The following is an 18,540-nucleotide window of genomic DNA, read 5'->3' on the forward strand; positions in this document are numbered from 1 at the left end:
TCCCAAAAAGCCCCCCCACCCTAACCCTCATCGTCCCTGATTTTTACCACCGTTCTTCCCCGATGAGCTCCCGCCAGCATGCCTTCAAAAATGGGTAATAATTCCTCCAGGGAAACCATTCCGGTGACAATTTGATTAAGGTGCCTAGGCCGCAAATCGGTGGCTAACCGTTGCCAAATATGCTGGCGCAAGGGCATGGGACAGTCCGCGGAAGAAATCCCCAACAGGCTCACGCCCCGCAGAATAAAAGGCATAACCGTGGTGTGCAGCTCACTCCCCCCCGCTAGACCAATACTGGCGATGTTGCCCCAGGGCAGCACAGTCCGGGTAAGCCAACTCAGCATATCTCCTCCGACGACATCCACGGCCCCGCCCCATTGCCCTTTTTCCAGGGGACGTTGGCCCATTTCTAATTCTTGTCGAAATAAGATTTGGCTTGCGCCCAAGGTTTTTAAATCTTCCACTGCCTCCCGCTTACCGGTCAGAGCCACCACCGGGTAACCGAGCCCGGCCAGCATATTGATGGCCAGATTCCCCACGCCGCCTGTCGCCCCCGTGACCAGGACGAGACCTCGATCCGGTCGCTGCCCATTGTCCTCCATCCGCTGGATGGCTAGGGCAGCGGTAAAGCCCGCGGTCCCCAACGCCATGGCGTCATACAGGCTTAAGCCCTCCGGCAAAGGCACCACCCAGTCCGCCGGCACCCGAACATAGCCGGCATAACCTCCGTCATGATCACTGCCTAACCCATAGCCAGTGACCAACACCTTGTCCCCCGGACGACAGCGGGGATCGGTCGAACTCTCCACCACGCCTGAAACATCAATGCCGCCCACCAGGGGGAAACGCTGCATAATCTTACCCTTGCCGGTGGCCGCCAAGGCATCCTTGTAATTAACGCTGGAATAATAAGCCCGGATCACCACCGAACCGGGGGAAAGATCCTCTAAATGCAGGGTTTCTAAGCGAGCCTGGATCCCCTCCTTCTCCCGGTCAATGCGCAGACCCCGAAAAGATTCCATGGAAATGCCTCCTTTTGCTTTAATCGGTTTGGAGTTCCGGCCGATCCCGGAAATACTCCAAGGCTTCTGGATTGGCCAGGGCATCCAGATTTTTTACCGGACGGCCATGGATGGTATGGCTGACCGCCAGCTCCACCAGTTTGCCGCTTAGGGTGCGGGGCATATCGGGGACTTGAAGCACCTTGGCTGGCCTATGATGGGGCGAGGCGTGTTTTCGAATCGTCTGTCTAATGCGGTTAATCAACGCCTCGTCCAGCACCCGGCCCTCCCGGAGAACCACGAACAGGATAATCCGTACATCCCCTTGCCAGGCTTGCCCGATGGCCAGACTCTCGAGAACTTCCGGCAGTTTTTCTACCTGGCGGTAAATCTCGGCGGTGCCAATCCGCACCCCCCCCGGATTGAGCACCGTGTCGGAGCGGCCATGAATGATCAAGCCCCCATGGGCTGTCAGCTCCGCATAATCCCCATGGGCCCAGACTCCAGGGAATCGCTCGAAATAGGCGGCCCAGTATTTTTTGCCCCCTGGATCGTTCCAGAAAAAAACCGGCATAGCGGGAAACGGGGCGGTGCACACCAGCTCCCCCTTCTGCCCCTGGACAGAACGGCCTTTCTCATCAAAGATCTCCACCTTCATTCCCAAGCCGCGGCATTGCAGTTCGCCCCGGTAGACGGGAAGGATGGGGTTGCCCAGGGCGAAACAGGACACAATGTCGGTGCCGCCGGAAATGGAGGATAATTGCACCTCCTCTTTGATATCCCGGTAGACATAGTCAAAGGACTCGGGGGCCAGGGGGGAGCCGGTGGAAAGCAGGGTCCGGAGCTTTGACAGATGATGGGTGCGGGCCGGCTGGACCCCCGCCTTTTCCAAGGCCGAAAGATATTTAGCGCTAGCGCCAAAAACGGTGATGCCCTCTTCGGCAGCCATATCCCACAAACTCTCAGGCCGGGGATAAAGCGGCGCTCCGTCATAGAGCACCACGGTAGCCCCCGTTGCCAGGGCGCTCACCAGCCAGTTCCACATCATCCAGCCGCAGGTGGTGTAATAAAAGATCCGATCTTCCCGTTTTAGATCCGTATGGAGCCTCAGTTCCTTGAGGTGCTGGAGCAGGGTCCCGCCAGCTCCATGGACAATACACTTAGGGACGCCGGTGGTGCCCGAAGAGTACAGAATATAAATTGGATGATCGAAGGGTAGCTGGGCAAAGGTGAGCGGCGAATTTTCCGCCTCCCCCATAAAGGCTTCATACGTTTGGACCTTGGGGATCGGGGCTAGATCCCGCGAGCTGTGAAGGTACGGGACGACAACTACCTGCCGCAGGCCCGGCAAGGACTCCACGATTTCAGCTAGGCGGGCCAGGGAATCAATAGCCTTGCCTTTGTAATGATAGCCATCAGCGGCCAACAGCACTTTAGGACCGATTTGCCCAAAACGATCCAGCACCCCCTGAATGCCAAAATCCGGCGAACAAGAAGACCAAATGGCGCCCAGACTGGTGGTAGCCAGCATGGCCATAACGGTCTCCGGCACATTGGGCAACCACCCCACAACCCGATCCCCCACACCCACACCTGCTCCCTTCAAGGCTTGGGCTAAACGCGCCACTTGGAGGTAAAGCTCTCCGTAGCTAAGGGCGCATCGGCGACCCTCTTCGCCCCGGAATACCAGGGCCAGTCGCTCATCTCGGTAGCGCAGCAGATTCTCCGCGAAGTTCAACCGGCTACCTACAAACCAGCGCGCCCCCGGCATCGAGTCGCCGTTTTCCAGCACGCGCTCCCAAGGCTGGGAAGACTTCACTTCACAGAAACGCCACACCGCCGCCCAAAAATCCTCGGGTTGCTGGAGCGACCAGGCGTAAAGGGCGGGATAATCCGCGACCTTAGCCCCGTATTGGTCCTGGACGGTGTGCAGGAAACAGGTCATCTGGGCCTGCTGCACCTGGGCGCTCGACGGTCTCCACAGGGGTTCCTGCATGGGTATCCTCTGGCAAATAGCCGGGCTTATGCCCGGTTTTAATCTCTACCTTAATCCCTATATAGATTATAAAACCCAGGATAGGTAGCCTATTATTGCTTCAAAAAAAGCTCTCCTCCCACTTGCCTGCTATCAACAACTAAAAATCTTTTCAGGTGTTAACTGTAAAAGGGTAATTGACAGCGGGATGGCTTATACTGGAATCAAGGCAAATTGCCAAAAAATAAATGGTCACGTTGGTTACAGCAAACCTAAAAAAAATTGCTTCATTTTCCAGTTGCGGGCACAGACAGTTAGCGTTGATTTGGAAGTATTTCACATGCAGCGTTAGCCGGAATGAATCTATTTTTAACTTTTTAGATGATTTTCCGATGAACAATATCATTCCACGTTTGAAGCAGGAAATTCTGACAATCATTCCTCCTACTATATTTTTCTTCGCCACATTTCAACTAATCGCTTTTACGCGAGCACTTATGCTCGAAGATATGGTATCCAAGTTTCAACTTTCATCACGGCAAGTATCGCCGCACTCATTGTTTCCAAGTCTGCTATCATTTGTAAACCGGTTCCCAGAGAAACCCCTTATTTACAATGTGGTGTGGAAAACAGCAATTTATATAACCGCTACCTTTATCGTCCGCTATGTTGAGCATCTTATTCCCTTCATTCGTAAACATGGCGATCTTGTCCTCGCTATCGCAATCTACTCAATGAAGTCGTATGGCCCCATTTCTAGGCTGTTCATATATGGCTATTTGTTTTTTCTTCGTATACTGTGCCATACGAGAACTGGTCCGAACCCTCGGAAAAGAGCGAATACGCTCCATGTTTTTTGGCCCTCTTCCACGATGATTATGATAAATGCCAATACCTGCTCGATTCAGTGGAATAATGGTTATCTATAAAGGTAATAAGTCACGATACAATAACAATGATAACGTGATACTGGATAACAGAAACAGATATGAGGTGCGCGTGGTGACCGTGACCTCTCATTACGGCGCAGGGGATAAGGTTAACGATGTTTATAAATATAGGGTTCTGAATTTGGCAGCATTAGCTAAACAGCAAAACCCCCGCTAGCCGAAACTGACGGGGGTCCGTCTATGTTTAATGATTAATCTTCTCAGAACTTCACGGCATCTAGCGCCTTGTTGATAGCCCCAATATCCATGCTGCGCTTCATTTCTGCGTAAATCGCATCCAGTTCTGCTGAGTCATCTTTCTCTTGATGGGCGCTCTTAGTGCTAACATCCGAGCTATTAGCGTTGCGGTTACCAAGAAAAAGCAAACCATGGTCCAATATATCGCTCACAGCATCCCCGCCGTCTTTGCTGTTGTTGAAGATAAGCGTTAATCCCACAATGCGGTTAAGCCCTCTAAACCGATAAATTGCCATCATATATTCGCTTTCATTAACGCTTGTTATGCTCAAATACTGGCCATCTCCTATATGCTCGGCAAGCGTTAAGGTGTTGCTGTTAAATGCCCTTCTTCCCCATACCCGGCCATCATCCTTAATGCTCGTGTAGGAAACAAAATCAGATATACCCATCCCGGCAACGACGGGAGCCAGTATTGACACACTCCACACGCCTAGCATTTTGTGGGTATCATCGCCATAGCCGTAATTCATCCTGTAAATATCACTCGATGAACCATCGATTGTGATGGTTCCATGCCCGTCGTCACTAAAGTGGAAAGTAGCGAGCCTGCCAGTCCCCGCCGTGAACGGCTTCGTGTAGGCGCACTGCAATCAAGGCCCGCCGGTTGAGCGCATGAGTTCAACCGTTGTCTGGTTATTTGAGTTCACGATACCGCTACCAGACACCCAGGTAGGATTGCCGCCATCGTCATATATGAAACCAGAGGCGAACATGGTGCCATTTTGAAATTCCAGGCTCCAGCCTGTGCCGGACGTTTGCTGATTCCACCACCAGCCATTCTCGGGTGTGGCACCAAGAGCAGAGGAGGAAATAAGAGCGGTGGCGACAGTCAAAGTAACAAATTTATTCATGGTAGTCTCCAGTTTTTTACATTCTGGTAAGCGCGTGTTGCCATCAACTGACGAATACGCCTCTACCTAATAGTTTGAAATAATTTTATATTTAAAGGCGTGACGACGCTCAAAGATACCTGCCCGACTAGTGCTCCAATATTCATAGAAAGGATGTTTATCAGAAACCAGGCAGAAAACTATTAAAGTGTCTTAAAGGGCAGTGGCATTGGCAAATACGGCGCCCATTTTGAGGATCAGCACTGCGACGGTGATCAATGAGTTATATCTAAATTTATAAATATTGAGACATTTGTGTTATATTCATTCATACTGTTGTGATGAGATGTTCAATTGATTTGCGCAAACGAGTAATCGATTTTGTAAGGGGCGGTGGAAGCAAGGCGGAAGCGGCCCGGAGATTTCAGGTAGGCCGCGCGAGCATTTATCGCTGGTTGTCGCAGGATGATGCGCTGTGTTACGAGCGTCCCGGCCCTCGCCGTTCACACAAGCTGGACTGGGAGGCTTTACGGGTCCATGTGGAAGACAAGGCTGCTCTCACCTATAAAGAACGCGCCCGGCATTTTGGCGTTTCGTATTACTGTATTTGGCATGCGATGCACAAAATGGGGTTAACCCGTAAAAAAAATGACGGGGTACACGCAGCGCTGTAATATGAAAAGAAAGAGCTTTCTTCGCCTTCGTGAACGCTATCGCCGCCGCGGCAAAAGATTTGTCTATCTTGATGAAAGCGGTTTTGAGCCGGAGGTTTCCCGTCGTTACGCTTACGCTCCAAAGGGGCGGCGTGTTTATGGTCTGATCTCCGGTCATCGCAGACCGCGAACCTCTTTATTGGCCGCCCGTATGGATGAAGGCTTTGAAGCGCCGTTTCTATTTGAGGGAACCTGTAACACGGCTGTGTTCAATGCATGGCTGGAAAAAGAGCTTTGCCCCTTGCTCAACAGCAACCACATTGTCATCATGGATAATGCTCCGTTCCACAAAGCCGTTTCTTCACGTGAAATCATCAAAAAAACAGGGGCGGGAATTTTATTCCTCCCCCCTTATTCCCCTGACTTTAACCCCATAGAAAAAGACTTCGGAAATATCAAAAAAATCAGAGAATACAACGAACATGAAACCCTTGAGAATATCGTTGCAGCGTATCAGTAATTATAGATTTAGCTATAAAAAAAAACCAAGCCGCATTCGTTAAATTGAGAAATTTGTGGAAAAATCGAACCCTGAGCGAGCTCATTAGAGACGCCGTGACAAGCTGCCAAGTTTTTTTCTCGGGCTCGAAAGTTGTTTCGATCATGCCCCGCCTGATAAGGATTTTTTGAACCTCACCAGCTTGGATATATTTCAGAGATTGACTATAAGAGAATTTCTTCTTGCCCCGTTTTGAAGATTGAACAGGACACGAGTACTAGCCTGTAGGGCAGGAATAAAAACCAAGACCTTCGCCAAAAGTGCATCTTTGCGGGCTTATTGATTCCGGCCTCTAATTTCTGGTGGCTACGGATATCTCTCCGTTTTCAAAGAGGAAAGTTTTGACTGCGTAACGCAATAAAATTGAATTTACTTAATTTTAGCTTTACAAATATAGAAGCAACTAAAAATTTCCTCCGCCATTAGAATATGCTTATGAAATACCCTCATTAGGAGATAACATAGCCACCATGGATAAACACAATTACCCTGCCATTAGTGATTATGGCTATATTTCCGATTGCCATTCCTCCGCCCTGATCTCGAAATCCGGTTCCATCGACTGGTGCTGCATGCCACGGGTGGATTCCCGCAGCTGTTTTGGCCGTCTTCTGGGCTGGGAGCAAGGCGGGTACTGTCAAATCGCTCCGCCAGAACCCCATGAAGTATCCCGCCGTTACCTCCCTCAGACGCTGATTCTGGAAACCACCTTTCGAACGAGCGAGGGAGAAGCCCGTCTCCTGGATTGTTTTACGCTGCGGGAAGGGGGGAAACAGCACCCTCACCGGCAGATCCTCAGGGTACTTGAAGGGCTAAAAGGGCAGGTGAGCTTCCGCGTCGATATTGCGCCACGCTTCGATTACGGCGCTATCAAACCTTGGATTCAGCGGCGCCATAATAATCATTCTGGCGATTATTATATTGTGATAGGAGGCAGTGATGGGTTACTCATCTCCAACGATTTTCGCCTGGAAATGAAGGATCGCCATAATCTTCAAGGCGCTTGCCATATTAAAGAAGGGCAACGAGTTCATCTCTCCCTTTTATACCGGCGCCCGGAAAGTCTTGATGAAGGCTGGGCTAATATCCCTACTATCGAAACGCTGGACCAGCGCTTGGAAGAAACTATCAAATGGTGGCATGCCTGGTTCTCCCAGGGCGAATTTAACGGCCCCCATGCTGAACAAGCGCAGCGTTCGGCCCTTGTCCTCAAGGGCTTATGCAATGCGCCTACGGGGGCTATCGCGGCGGCCTCCACAACATCTCTTCCGGAAGCGCCCGGCGGGGAGCGGAACTGGGATTATCGTTTTACTTGGATTCGGGACTCTACCTTTACGGTCAGATCACTGGCGGATCTTGGATATATCAAGGAGGCAGATGGTTTTCGCCGTTTTATCGAGCGGACTGCAGCTGGATGTGCGGACGAAGTCCAGATTTTATTTGGTGTGGGGGGAGAACGGCGACTGCATGAATTTGAGATTAAAGAATTGCCAGGATACCGGGGAGCAAAGCCAGTGCGCCAAGGCAATGCGGCGGAAAAACAAATCCAACTAGATGTTTATGGAGAATTATTGGAGTTAGCCTGGCGCTGGCGCCAGCGGGGGCAAACCCCAGACGAAGATTATTGGGAATTCCTAGCGGGCCTTGTGAATGCAGCGGGTGAGCGTTGGAAAGAGCCAGATCAAGGTCTTTGGGAGATGCGCGGTGAACCCCGTCATTTCGTCCACTCCAAGGTCATGTGTTGGGCGGCCTTAGATCGAGGGATCAAACTGGCTGCAGACCTTGATAATCATGCGCCTCTTGAGTGGTGGAAGCAGGAACGGAAAGCGGTCCGCCAAGCAGTGGAAGAGAAGGGCTATGATTTCCAGCGCGGTATTTTTATTCAGGCCTTTGATCATGTTGAGATGGACGCGGGTTTATTGTTATTGCCCGTGGTGGGATTCGTGGATTATCAGGACGAACGCATGATACGGACCACAAACGCCGTATGGCGGGACTTGGAACAAGAAGGTCTGCTGCGCCGCTATAGAGCGGAAAGTCACGATGATGGCCTGCAGGGCAAGGAAGGCGTGTTTCTGGCTTGCTCCTTTTGGCTGGCGGAATGCCTGGCTTACCAAGGCCGCCTGGAAGAGGCGCGCGAGGTGTTCACGCAGGCAGCGGCTACCGGCAATGATCTTGGCCTTTATTCAGAGGAATACGATACCGAAAAAAAGGAGATGTTGGGCAACTTTCCCCAAGGTTTGACTCACCTTTCCCTGATTGCCGCCGCGGTAGCCCTGTCAAAGGTGGCAGAAGTGGGAGGGAACTAAGCCCCCCTACCCCTTCGGGTTTAATCAACTCATCTCAAAATCCCCGTAATTCGATGGCGTGTTTTACCCGGCCTGTTGCAATCACATAGGCCGCCTCCCGGTAAGAAAGAGAGTCTTCTTCCGCCTTTTTTCGTACATTATCCCACGCTTTTTTTAAAGTCTTTTCCAACCTTTGATGGACTGTTTCCCGTTCCCAACGATAACGCTGTAAGTTTTGCGCCCATTCAAAATAGGAAACGGTGACACCGCCGGCATTGGCTAGAATATCTGGCGCCACCGGGATACCTCGATCCCGGAAGATCTCGGCCGCCTCGCAGGTCGTGGGCAGGTTACCCCCTTCCACAATTAGGCGGGCCTTTACTTGATCGGCGTTGTTCTCGTGTAATACTCCCCCTACAGCCGCGGGTATCAGGAGATCTACCTCCAGGGTGAGCAGTTCTTCATTGCTGATGGCTTCGCCTTTTCTGGCTAGCTCCAGAGCTGAAGCAGACTTTTCCTCGGCTTCCTTGGAATGAACAATAGTTTCAATATCGAAGCCATCACCACTATAGACTCCCCCTCGAACATCGCTGATAGCCACCACTTTGGCCCCTCTTTCCGCCAGGAAGCGGGCCGCGCAACTGCCTACATTGCCAAAACCTTGGATAGCCACCGTCGCGCCGGTAAGATTAAGTTTTTCCGCTTGAGCAGCCCAGGCGGCTACCATGGCCACCCCCCGACCAGTAGCTTCAGCCCGGCCATAGGAGCCCCCTAATCCCACAGGCTTCCCTGTGACTACGGCTGGCTCATCGCCCTCTCCCTGGGAATAAGCATCGTAAAGCCAAGCCATGGTTTGGGCATTGGTTCCCATATCTGGCGCCAGAATATCTTGATCCGGCCCCACTAGGGGACCTAATTTTATTATAAAGCGCTTGGTTAACGTTTCTAGTTCCGAGGAGGAGAGCGCGCAGGGATCGCAATCTATTCCCCCCTTGGCACCACCGAAAGGAATATCCACGAGCGCCGTTTTCCAGGTCATGATGGAAGCAAGGGCATGGGAATGCTCCCAATTTACGCTAGGGTGGTAGCGAATGCCTCCCTTAAAGGGTCCGCGGCTATGATTATGTTGCACCCGGTAGCCGTGAAAAACGGCTAGAGAGCCATCTTTCCGAATCAAGGGCAATTCGAATTTTATTTCCCGATAGGAGGCCTGGAGCAGATGCTCCATTGCTTCACTAGCACCAATCCGCCGCAGGGCCTGGGCGAGATAGCTGTCCGCGCATTGCTGGGGATTATAGGTTTTTGTTGAATTCAATGCAGGTTCCTACCATTCTATAAAAAATAACTAATGTTCTTCCGCCCATTGATAGAAACGAGGCAAGATCAGTCCAGTAAACAAGATCTTGGCACAAGCGGCCATGGGAATACAGAGCAAGAGCCCGTAGAGACCGCCCATCGTCCCGCCAATCAGCACTACGATAATAACAGTGATGGCGCCCAAATTGAGACTACGCCCTTGAATCCAGGGCGTGAGCAACCAACCATCGATAAATTGGACGACGCCATAGACGAAGCTAGGCCAGATAATTACCAACCATAAGTCAAAATCGCCACTAAAGCCTATTGCTAAACCTTTTGAAAGGATGGCCGCGAGCCAGGCCAATGCCGCCAAGTAGGGAATAAAATTCAATATTCCAGCACTAATCCCAAGCACTAACCAATAGGGTACATCCGCGAATAGCGGCGACCATCCCAGAGAAAATAATCCGGCAGTAACCAGAACAATCACCAAGCGCCCACGGAAAAAAGCCGCTACCGCTTCATCCATTTCCTTGATGATGGCAAGGGTTTGGTCTTTTTCCCGCGCCGGCATGAGATCCTTTATTTTTCTTATGATAGCGCCAAAATGCCAGGCAATCATAAAAAAGTAGAATGGAATTAACAAAGCCATCGTGCCGATATAGACGGCGGTGCCCAGAATGTGTCGCACCACTGTGACGGCTTGGGTCGTACCGATAAGCAAGATTTCAGTATTTTCAACGATAAACCCTACCGGATTTTCTTCCAAGTGCTGAACCCATTTTTCTAGCTTGGCCCGCAAAGACTTTAGAAGATGAATATCGTATTCAGTGGCAAGAGTTTGAAGATAGTCAATGAGCCCGCGCAGCAACTCTGCAAATTGTTTAAGGAACTCCGGCCCTAGCCATGCCAGTAGAGACATGCCGCCTATAATGACCAGGGCAAGAATCAGGCTGATTGTCACGGGCCTGGGCATCTTGCAATACCGTTCCCCCCAACGAATCAGGGGATCAAATAAATAGGCAAAGGCAAAGGCTATAAGCAAGGGGATAAAAATAGCCCGCAGTTGATAACCGAACCATAACAGGAACGCGCCAAGAAAAATCCATAGTACATCACGTACCGGCACGATCTGCCAGAGATGGCGCTGATACCAGGGAAGTAATTTCAAGGGCTTATCAACGGCCAATGGTTATCCTTGCCTGCATCTTCGCCGCCGCAGTAAATACAACATTGTTGCTAGCAGAATGGATACCCCTAAACCAATCACATAGGGTTCTGCTTTTTTGATGAGAAAAAATGCTTCCTGGACATGCTCTCCCAGAATATAGGCGCCAATACCCCATAGCCCTACCCATAATGTAACTCCCAGGATAAGGCAAAGAATAAAGCGCCAGATCGGCATTCCCATCGTCCCGGCAAGAAAGCCGTTAAGCTGCCGCAGCAACTCAAAGAATGGAGCGATGACCACTAATCCACTACCATAATGATCAAAATAGTGCTCGATACGGGAAAGCCGGGTGGGGTTGACTATCTTGAGCCGTTCTCCATAACGAAGAATCCCCTGTCGGCCAACGTAATACCCCAATCCGTAGCCTAACAGGTTGCCTGCAATAGCGCCGCTCCAAGCCGCGAATAGCACTAAGTAAATCTGCATATCGCCGCGGGCAGCCATCAAGCTAGCACCGATAAGCAGGAGTTGTCCCGGCATGGGAATAAGCACACCTTCCAATAAATTACCGATAAAAAGAATCCCATAGCCATAGTGCTCTAAGTAGGGTACGAGCCACTGGAGATGTTCCATTGGCGTTTGCTCCGGATGAAAAAAATTCCTTAAGGAAAGGCGGCCTCCCAGAGCTAATTCCGGCGTTGCTCCAAAGTCGCTAGCAACTGGTTATAAGGCTCAATGAACTGGGCTATTCCTTCCTTCTCCAAATTTTCATCCACAATGCGCAGGTCAATTTTCAGTTCCGCTAGCTGGTGCATGATGTCGGAAGCCTCATGAACCGCCGTCCATATCCGGATTTCAGGTTGCCCGTGTTCCCGATAGGCATCCAGGGTGGCCATGGGCATGGCATTCACCGTTTCTGGACCGATAAGGGAGTCCACGTATTTAGTATCGCTGTAAAAGGGATCCTTAGTAGAGGTGGAAGTCCACAGCAAGCGTTGTTTCCGGCCTTCTCGTTCGGCAAGCTGTTCCCAGCTGGACTGCTCATAGAATTCTCCAAAGCGCTCATAGGCAAATCCCGCACTGGCCAGAGCCGCTTTGCCCCGCAGCCCACGGGCTATTTCAGTGCGGTAGGAATCACTTTCCCTAGCGATTTCATCCAGAAGACGATCCACCTTAAGATCAATCCGACCCAGGAAAAAACTAGCGACCGAAGCCACCCGGTTAATCGGCTGCCCCCTTGCCAAACGTTTCTCCAACCCCCCTCTATAAGCATGGGCCATTTCCAGATAACGTCCTACGGAAAACAGAAGGGTGACATTCACATTAATGCCGTCGCTGATGAGTTGTTCGATGGCGGGTAACCCGGCTTTGGTAGCGGGGATGGCAAGCATGATATTAAGCCGATCAACCTCTTGCCACAAACGTCTCGCCTCCTGCACCGTGGCCTCGGTATCATGGGCGAGCAGAGGGGAAATTTCCAGACTAACAAAACCATCCCGTCCCTCGGTTTGACGGTAAAGCGATTGGAAATGATCAGCAGCTAGGCGGGCATCTTCCACTATCAGATGTTCATAGATTTCACTGGCCGAGTAGTCTGCCTTGGCTTCCTTTTCTATAACAGCTTGATAACAGTTATCTTGCGTAATCGCTTTCCCGAAAGTAGCAGGGCTAATACTGAGACCCGCAAGGCCGTATGCTTCAATCAAATGCTCTAAGGTACCATCCGTAAGTTTCTGACGGTCAATACCATTGAGCCAAATCGATTGGCCTAGCTCACGCAACAGGACTAAGCTATTTTTATTCTCTGCAGGGTTCATAAAAGTTACCTCATCGGCTTGGGGTTTGAAAATTTTTCAATCTCCAAATATTTTCTATAGTTATAGTTTAGACAACCTCTCCCTTAGAAAGGGTGAAAAATTTTATTGCCCCCCATATACCCCTTGACTTACAGAGAGTGCCTGCTATATTTTAGCAAGTGATCGCTTGTATAAATAAGAGAAAAAGGAGATAAATATGTTACTTTACTGGGCATTAGGGCTGTTTCTGGCGGGGGCGCTGGGCGGCGCGGTGATGGCTACCCGCAGTTTCCGTGGACAAGAGATTCCGTGGCTGCTAGCGGCGGGACATGGGGTGTTGGTCGCCTCCGGTCTGGTGTTGCTGATAGCCGCGGTAATTCTAGGTACGGCATCGGGGATACTCAAAATTGCTCTGGGAATATTGATTGTTGCGGCACTAGGGGGCTTTTATCTGTTGAGCTTTCAGGTACGCCAGGAGCCCCATCCCCGACAGTTGATCATAATCCACGCCCTGCTCGCGGTAACGGGTGTCCTGCTCTTACTGTGGACCCTATTGCAGCAACCACCTAGCGTATTATGACCGGTTTACGGCTGGGTGGAGCGCCTGTGCATCCTATGTTGGTGCACTTCCCTATCGTAGCCTGGACCACCGCGTTGCTGGCTGACGGCGTCTTTCTCATTACTGGTCAGCCAAGCGCCTGGATTGTGGCCTACTGGGCGCTGGCCGCTGGCGCGCTTACTGGCTTAGCAGCCATGGTGCCAGGCTGGGTTGATTTCCTACTACTTGACCGCACCCACACTGCCTTGCCGGCAGTACAACGCCACATGCTTTACATGAGCACGGCCTGGGGAATTTTCTTGCTGGATTTGCTCGTACGTACGCGCGTGCCTCCAGAAACTATGCCTGTCTGGCTTGCCGGCCTTAGTTTGGCCGGATTTGTGCTACTGGCTATCGGTAGCCATCGGGGCGCACGACTCGTTTATTATCACGGCGTTAACGTATACCGTGATCCGGTATGAGACCAACCGCTACCCTCTTGGAAAGTCTACCGGAAACCCAGGGTGAGATTCTGCGTTACCTTAAAGCCCAAGGCAGCACCACCCTGGCTGGACTGGCGGATCGCCTGAACCTAACCCGGGAGGCGGTCCGTCAACACCTAGCAACGCTGCAAGAGGAAGGTTGGATCCAGCGTGTGGGAAGGCTTAAATCCCTTAGCCAAGGCCGTCCAGCCGCAGTGTTTGCATTGACTCCAGCCGGCGATCACTTATTTCCGAAATTTTACGATTCCTTGTCCCTGGAATTCCTGGATACGCTGGCTGACAATTTCGGCGAGGAAGCTGTGCGTACCTTGCTTGCCGCGCTCACTGATAAACAGGTAGCGCGATGGGAAACAAAACTGCGTGGTTTGTCTCTGCCAGAGCGTATTGAAGCCTTAACGGGGATTTATTTCGAACAAGATCCCTACACTCATGTAGAACAAGATGAAAGGGGCTACCTGCTGGTGGAACGTAATTGTCCGTATCTCAACCTGGCCCTTCAACGCCCCCAGCTTTGCAGCGTTACCCTGGCTACTTTAAGCCGGCTCCTTGGCGTGCGCGTCCGCCGGGAAGCCAAATTCCAGGAGGGTGATCGCCACTGCGCTTTTCGCGTGCTTGCTGATCAGCCCCTAGAGCCCGATTACCGTTTCAGTTTTGAAACGGAGTCGCCATTTCACCGGGACTGATTTCAACTTGCTCTATTCCAGACCCATGTTTTCCAATAATTCCCCGCTCTGCGCCGGCTTCGTGCCAGAACATTTGGTTGTTTTTACCGCTCCACCTACCTACACGCCGATAAGCGCAAGCGTGCTTTGACTTTAGTTTCCACCAGTCCTAGGCTTCTTCATAGAACGACACTCTGGACCTTCCATAAGGGACTCAAGCCTGCGGGAGAACTTCGTTTATTCTTAGCCCTTATCTTTATTAAATAAGTATTTACCTACATAGGAGAAAAAGATGACCCATCCACAATCACCAACATCTGCGGATATTGGAATCATTGGTCTCGGGGTGATGGGCGCCAATCTAGGGCTTAATATTGCTGAGCAGGGCTTTAACGTGGCGGGCTATGATCGAAATCCCGAGAAAGGAGCCCGCCTGACTCAGATGGCCCAAAAACAGCTTGCAGAAGATGCACCGATGGAAGCCTACCATGATATCCAGCCCTTTATAGCCAGCCTCCGCCAGCCACGGCTCATCCTCCTGCTCGTTCCCGCCGGCGATCCAGTGGACGGCGTTATCCAGGATCTCAGCCCCGACCTTGAGCAAGGCACTATCCTGATTGATGGAGGGAATTCTCATTTTCGGGATACTGATCGCCGTATTCAAACCCTCGCGCAACAAAATGTCCACTTTGTGGGAATGGGAGTCTCCGGTGGCGAGGCCGGCGCCCGTCACGGTCCAAGCATGATGCCTGGAGGCGATTCAACTGCTTGGGAAAGGCTGCGCCCCATGCTGGAGGCCGCTGCGGCAAAAGTGGGGGAAGAGCCGTGTGTAGACTGGCTGGGACGGGGTTCAGCCGGTCATTACGTGAAGATGGTTCACAATGGTATTGAATATAGCTTGATGCAGCTCATCAGCGAAAGTTATGACTTGATGTACCGGGGACTGGGCCTTAGCCATGAAAAGATGCATCCGATTTATGAAAGCTGGGCCCAGGGCCCCATGGGAGGATTTCTCCTGGAAATTACCGCCGATATCCTGCTGCAACGGGACCCTCTGGGGGAAGGTTATCTGCTAGATAATATTCTCGACACCGCCCACCAAAAAGGCACGGGTCAATGGACTTCTCAGGAAAGCTTCACCCTTCAGACGCCGACGCCCCTCATTGATATCGCCGTTACCCAGCGAGTACTTTCCGCTATAAAGGCGCAGCGCCAACAGGCCAGTCAACTGTTAAAGGGACCTAGCGAGATGATGCCGGTTCACCGGGAAGCTTTCCTGACCCAACTGGGTAACGCCCTCCAGATGGCAATGCAACTGACCTATGCCCAGGGCATGCATCTGTTGCAAGTCGCAAATCAGCATTATGATTACCATCTCTCCCTAGAAACGGTCACGCGCATCTGGCGCGGAGGGTGCATTATCCGTTCCCAATTACTGGAGCAGTTGCGCGCCGTTTACCAGCGCGATCCCAGCCTCATCAACCCCATTCTTGATACTACCTATGCGGCCACCATCGCTCAAAACCATGCGGATCTCAGGGAAGTAGTCTGCGCGGCAAGCTACTGGGGAATCCCCGCCCCCGGACTTATGACCGCGCTTAGCTACTACGATAGTTATCGTGGTGCCTGGCTGCCCGCTAATTTACTCCAGGCCCAGCGGGATTATTTTGGCGGCCACACCTTCCAACGTACCGATCGGGAAGGTAACTTTCATGTGGAATGGAGCAAAAATAAATGATGGAATCGCACTCTTCCCAGCAACCGCCTACCGTCTTTGTCCTTTTTGGCGCCGGAGGTGATCTTGCCTGGCGCCTCATTCTACCGGCCTTGTTTAACCTCTACCTGGATAAATCCCTTCCCCAGCAATGGATGCTAATGGGTATTGATCGCCAGGATTATGATCAGCACTCCCTGGCCCAACATTACCGGAAAGGTATCCAACAGCATTCCCGCCGGCCTATCCCTGATGAGAAAACCTGGCAATCCTTTGCCCAATTGCTCCGCTATCACCAGGCTGACATTACGGACCCGGGCAGTTATACCCAACTAGCGAAAGCGCTGGCAGAGCAGGATAAAGCCTGGCATGGGAAGGCTGAACGGGTGTTTTACCTGGCCACGCCACCCTTTCTCTTTGCTGACCTAGCTAATGGCTTGGGCGAAGCGGGTCTCGCCAAGGAACGGCAACACGCCAGAGTTGTCGTGGAAAAACCCCTGGGCCATAACTTGGAATCCTTTTGTGAAATTAACCAAGCTTTGAACCATCACTTTGAGGAATCCCAAATTTATCGCATGGATCATTTTTTGGGCAAGGAAACTGTGCAAAACATCCTTGCGCTGCGCTTTGCCAATCCTATTTTCGAACCTATCTGGAATCGCCGTTATATTGACCATATCGCCATTACCGCAGCTGAAACCTTGGGTGTGGAGCATCGGGCCGGCTATTACGAACGAGCCGGGGCACTACGGGACATGGTTCAAAACCACCTCCTGCAACTATTATGCTTAGTGGCCATGGAGCCCCCGATCGCCTTTAATGCCTATGATTTACGGGACCGCCGGATGGATCTCATGCATGCTATACGGCCCATAACGGAAGAAGAAGTAGGACGCTATGCTGCCCGGGGCCAGTATGGGGCAGGTTGGATAAGGGGGACTCAAGTGCCCGCTTACCGGGAGGAAGACGAAGTCGCCCCTGATTCCAATACTGAGACTTATTGCGCCTTGGAGTTACACATAGACAATTGGCGCTGGCAAGGGGTGCCCTTTTATTTGCGTACTGGCAAGCGCTTGCCAGTAGACGCCTCGGAGATTTCCATTCGCTTTCAGGAAGTACCCCATCAGGCTTTTCCGGCCTCAGCTGGACTTAACGCCCAGCCAGCGCAATTGGTCATTCGGCTGCAGCCCGAGGAAGGGATCGTACTCAGGTTTATGGCTAAACAGCCCGGTCCGCAGCTAATCCTGCGTCCAGTAGAAATGCGTTTTAGCTACCAGGAGGCTTTCCAGACCGCTTCGCCTACCGCCTACGAGACCTTGCTTTGGGATATTATGCAAGGAGATGCCACCCTATTTACCCGAGCGGATCAAGTAGAGGCCGCTTGGCGCCTGCTGATGCCCATACTCAACGTTTGGGAGACTAACCCCGCCATAGACTTCCCCAACTACCATGCCGGCACCTGGGGACCGGAGACCGCCGAGGTTTTAATCGCCCATAGCGGCAGAAGCTGGCTCGCTCCTAGCCTGTCTGAGCGGGAAGGATAGCTTGAGCCCCCATGGAATCAGCGTCTTTTTCAATTGGGCAAGCGATAAAGCGTCGAAAAAAATTTCAACTCGGGGCTTTATTTATTACCAAACTCAAAGAAATAGGAACATAAGCGCTTAGCTATTCTCTCATCCACCTACCAACGAGTTTGCTCTCTGCCCTGATCGATGACACTTAATCAGGACAAAAATTCTCTCTTAACTTTCGTTTTCTTTCCGATCAACCGTTATACCATCGGCATTTAACTTATACCGAACTGCCTCAAAAAAGGTGAAACGATAAGTTTTTAGTCTTTTGCCGTATTAAATGATGTGAAATCCCGCACTTTAAATTACCTACCAGGACAGGTTTTTTACAACCCTTTGTTATTTCTATAAAACTTAATCTGGCATGGATTGTGAAAGGCTTTATAGCAGCCAATGGTGGGAAATAGGCTAAAGGAGGCACATTAGTAATGAGGAAACAAACTCGTTTTCGCTGTGCGGCGCAAAGGGGATGGTATTTTGTCACGGGGGAAGGTGAGGTGGGATTTTTTGATACACGGCGAGAAGCAGAACGGGTGTATCTGCGCTATGCATCTGAAAAAGCCATGACCTATAAGAGAGAGCAAAAACCAGAGTGCAAAGAAACGAAACCCATTACCAACTCTATTAAATTACAGGCTATATAGCAAAATTTTACTCTTTGATTGACCCTCCTCTCCCTTAACTTGTTAGGGATAACAATTTTAATTTATGACTGCGGCACAAGGAAGTGCCGTTTATTTTTTTACGGGAATACTCAAAATAATTAAATCTTATTCAAAAACTAACGCAA

The 18,540-nt window shown here is 51.2% G+C and carries 17 protein-coding genes; 9 read left to right on the top strand and 8 right to left on the bottom strand.

Features of this window, described 5'->3' with window-relative positions; all coding sequences use genetic code 11:
* Window positions 1-20: 20 nt before the first annotated feature.
* The 4 genes from NOC_RS10965 to NOC_RS10985 all read right to left on the bottom strand — a co-directional run bounded on the left by NOC_RS10965 (window position 21) and on the right by NOC_RS10985 (window position 5,017).
* Window positions 21-1,022, bottom strand: coding sequence for an oxidoreductase (locus NOC_RS10965; RefSeq protein WP_002809276.1), 1,002 nt, complete (start codon window positions 1,020-1,022; stop codon window positions 21-23).
* A 19-nt stretch (window positions 1,023-1,041) separates the two neighbouring features.
* Window positions 1,042-2,997, bottom strand: a complete 1,956-nt coding sequence (locus NOC_RS10970; protein WP_011330843.1) for an acetoacetate--CoA ligase — start codon at window positions 2,995-2,997, stop codon at window positions 1,042-1,044.
* Between the two features lie 1,129 nt (window positions 2,998-4,126).
* Entirely contained in the window at window positions 4,127-4,636 is a 510-nt protein-coding gene (locus tag NOC_RS10980) for a hypothetical protein (RefSeq protein ID WP_002809542.1), read from the bottom strand.
* Between the two features lie 120 nt (window positions 4,637-4,756).
* Window positions 4,757-5,017 (bottom strand): hypothetical protein, encoded by a 261-nt coding sequence (locus tag NOC_RS10985; protein ID WP_002809131.1) that lies wholly within the window; start codon window positions 5,015-5,017, stop codon window positions 4,757-4,759.
* 320 nt (window positions 5,018-5,337) lie between these two features.
* Here NOC_RS10985 and NOC_RS10990 point away from each other — a divergent pair, with 320 nt between their 5' ends.
* The 3 genes from NOC_RS10990 (at window position 5,338) to NOC_RS11000 (ending at window position 8,517) form a co-directional block, all read left to right on the top strand.
* Complete coding sequence (locus tag NOC_RS10990; RefSeq protein ID WP_011330421.1) at window positions 5,338-5,670, top strand: IS630 transposase-related protein; 333 nt, start codon at window positions 5,338-5,340, stop codon at window positions 5,668-5,670.
* A 1-nt stretch (window position 5,671) separates the two neighbouring features.
* Window positions 5,672-6,169, top strand: coding sequence for an IS630 family transposase (locus tag NOC_RS10995; protein WP_011330422.1), 498 nt, complete (start codon window positions 5,672-5,674; stop codon window positions 6,167-6,169).
* 509 nt (window positions 6,170-6,678) lie between these two features.
* Complete coding sequence (locus NOC_RS11000) at window positions 6,679-8,517, top strand: glycoside hydrolase family 15 protein (protein WP_002809824.1); 1,839 nt, start codon at window positions 6,679-6,681, stop codon at window positions 8,515-8,517.
* Between the two features lie 34 nt (window positions 8,518-8,551).
* Here NOC_RS11000 and NOC_RS11005 read toward each other — a convergent pair whose 3' ends face one another.
* The 4 genes from NOC_RS11005 to tal are packed head-to-tail and all read right to left on the bottom strand — an operon-like array spanning window position 8,552 to window position 12,783.
* Window positions 8,552-9,811, bottom strand: a complete 1,260-nt coding sequence (locus tag NOC_RS11005) for a Glu/Leu/Phe/Val family dehydrogenase (protein ID WP_002809315.1) — start codon at window positions 9,809-9,811, stop codon at window positions 8,552-8,554.
* A 30-nt stretch (window positions 9,812-9,841) separates the two neighbouring features.
* Window positions 9,842-10,984 (bottom strand): AI-2E family transporter, encoded by a 1,143-nt coding sequence (locus NOC_RS11010; protein ID WP_002811737.1) that lies wholly within the window; start codon window positions 10,982-10,984, stop codon window positions 9,842-9,844.
* 3 nt (window positions 10,985-10,987) lie between these two features.
* The gene (locus NOC_RS11015) at window positions 10,988-11,599 is read right to left on the bottom strand and encodes a DedA family protein (RefSeq protein WP_002809233.1); all 612 of its coding nucleotides are present in this window, start codon (window positions 11,597-11,599) and stop codon (window positions 10,988-10,990) included.
* A gap of 53 nt (window positions 11,600-11,652) precedes the next feature.
* The gene (gene tal / locus NOC_RS11020) at window positions 11,653-12,783 is read right to left on the bottom strand and encodes a transaldolase (RefSeq protein WP_002808927.1); all 1,131 of its coding nucleotides are present in this window, start codon (window positions 12,781-12,783) and stop codon (window positions 11,653-11,655) included.
* 196 nt (window positions 12,784-12,979) lie between these two features.
* Between tal and NOC_RS11025 the strand changes: the two genes are divergently transcribed.
* The 6 genes from NOC_RS11025 (at window position 12,980) to NOC_RS17745 (ending at window position 18,394) form a co-directional block, all read left to right on the top strand.
* Complete coding sequence (locus NOC_RS11025; protein ID WP_011330845.1) at window positions 12,980-13,342, top strand: hypothetical protein; 363 nt, start codon at window positions 12,980-12,982, stop codon at window positions 13,340-13,342.
* On the top strand, window positions 13,339-13,782 hold the full coding sequence (locus tag NOC_RS11030; protein ID WP_002808815.1) for a DUF2231 domain-containing protein: 444 nt from the start codon (window positions 13,339-13,341) through the stop codon (window positions 13,780-13,782). The genes NOC_RS11025 and NOC_RS11030 overlap by 4 nt, the downstream gene beginning before the upstream one ends.
* The gene (locus NOC_RS11035) at window positions 13,779-14,486 is read left to right on the top strand and encodes a helix-turn-helix transcriptional regulator (protein WP_002811169.1); all 708 of its coding nucleotides are present in this window, start codon (window positions 13,779-13,781) and stop codon (window positions 14,484-14,486) included. The genes NOC_RS11030 and NOC_RS11035 overlap by 4 nt, the downstream gene beginning before the upstream one ends.
* Before the next feature lie 271 nt (window positions 14,487-14,757).
* Window positions 14,758-16,203, top strand: coding sequence for an NADP-dependent phosphogluconate dehydrogenase (gndA, locus tag NOC_RS11040; protein ID WP_002809836.1), 1,446 nt, complete (start codon window positions 14,758-14,760; stop codon window positions 16,201-16,203).
* Window positions 16,200-17,723 carry a glucose-6-phosphate dehydrogenase gene (gene zwf / locus NOC_RS11045; protein WP_002811369.1) on the top strand — a complete coding sequence of 508 codons (1,524 nt, stop codon included), beginning with the start codon at window positions 16,200-16,202 and terminating at the stop codon, window positions 17,721-17,723. Before gndA ends, zwf begins: the two co-directional genes overlap by 4 nt.
* A gap of 455 nt (window positions 17,724-18,178) precedes the next feature.
* Entirely contained in the window at window positions 18,179-18,394 is a 216-nt protein-coding gene (locus NOC_RS17745) for a hypothetical protein (protein ID WP_002810000.1), read from the top strand.
* Window positions 18,395-18,540 lie beyond the last annotated feature (146 nt).

Source organism: Nitrosococcus oceani ATCC 19707 (assembly GCF_000012805.1).
GTDB lineage: Bacteria > Pseudomonadota > Gammaproteobacteria > Nitrosococcales > Nitrosococcaceae > Nitrosococcus > Nitrosococcus oceani.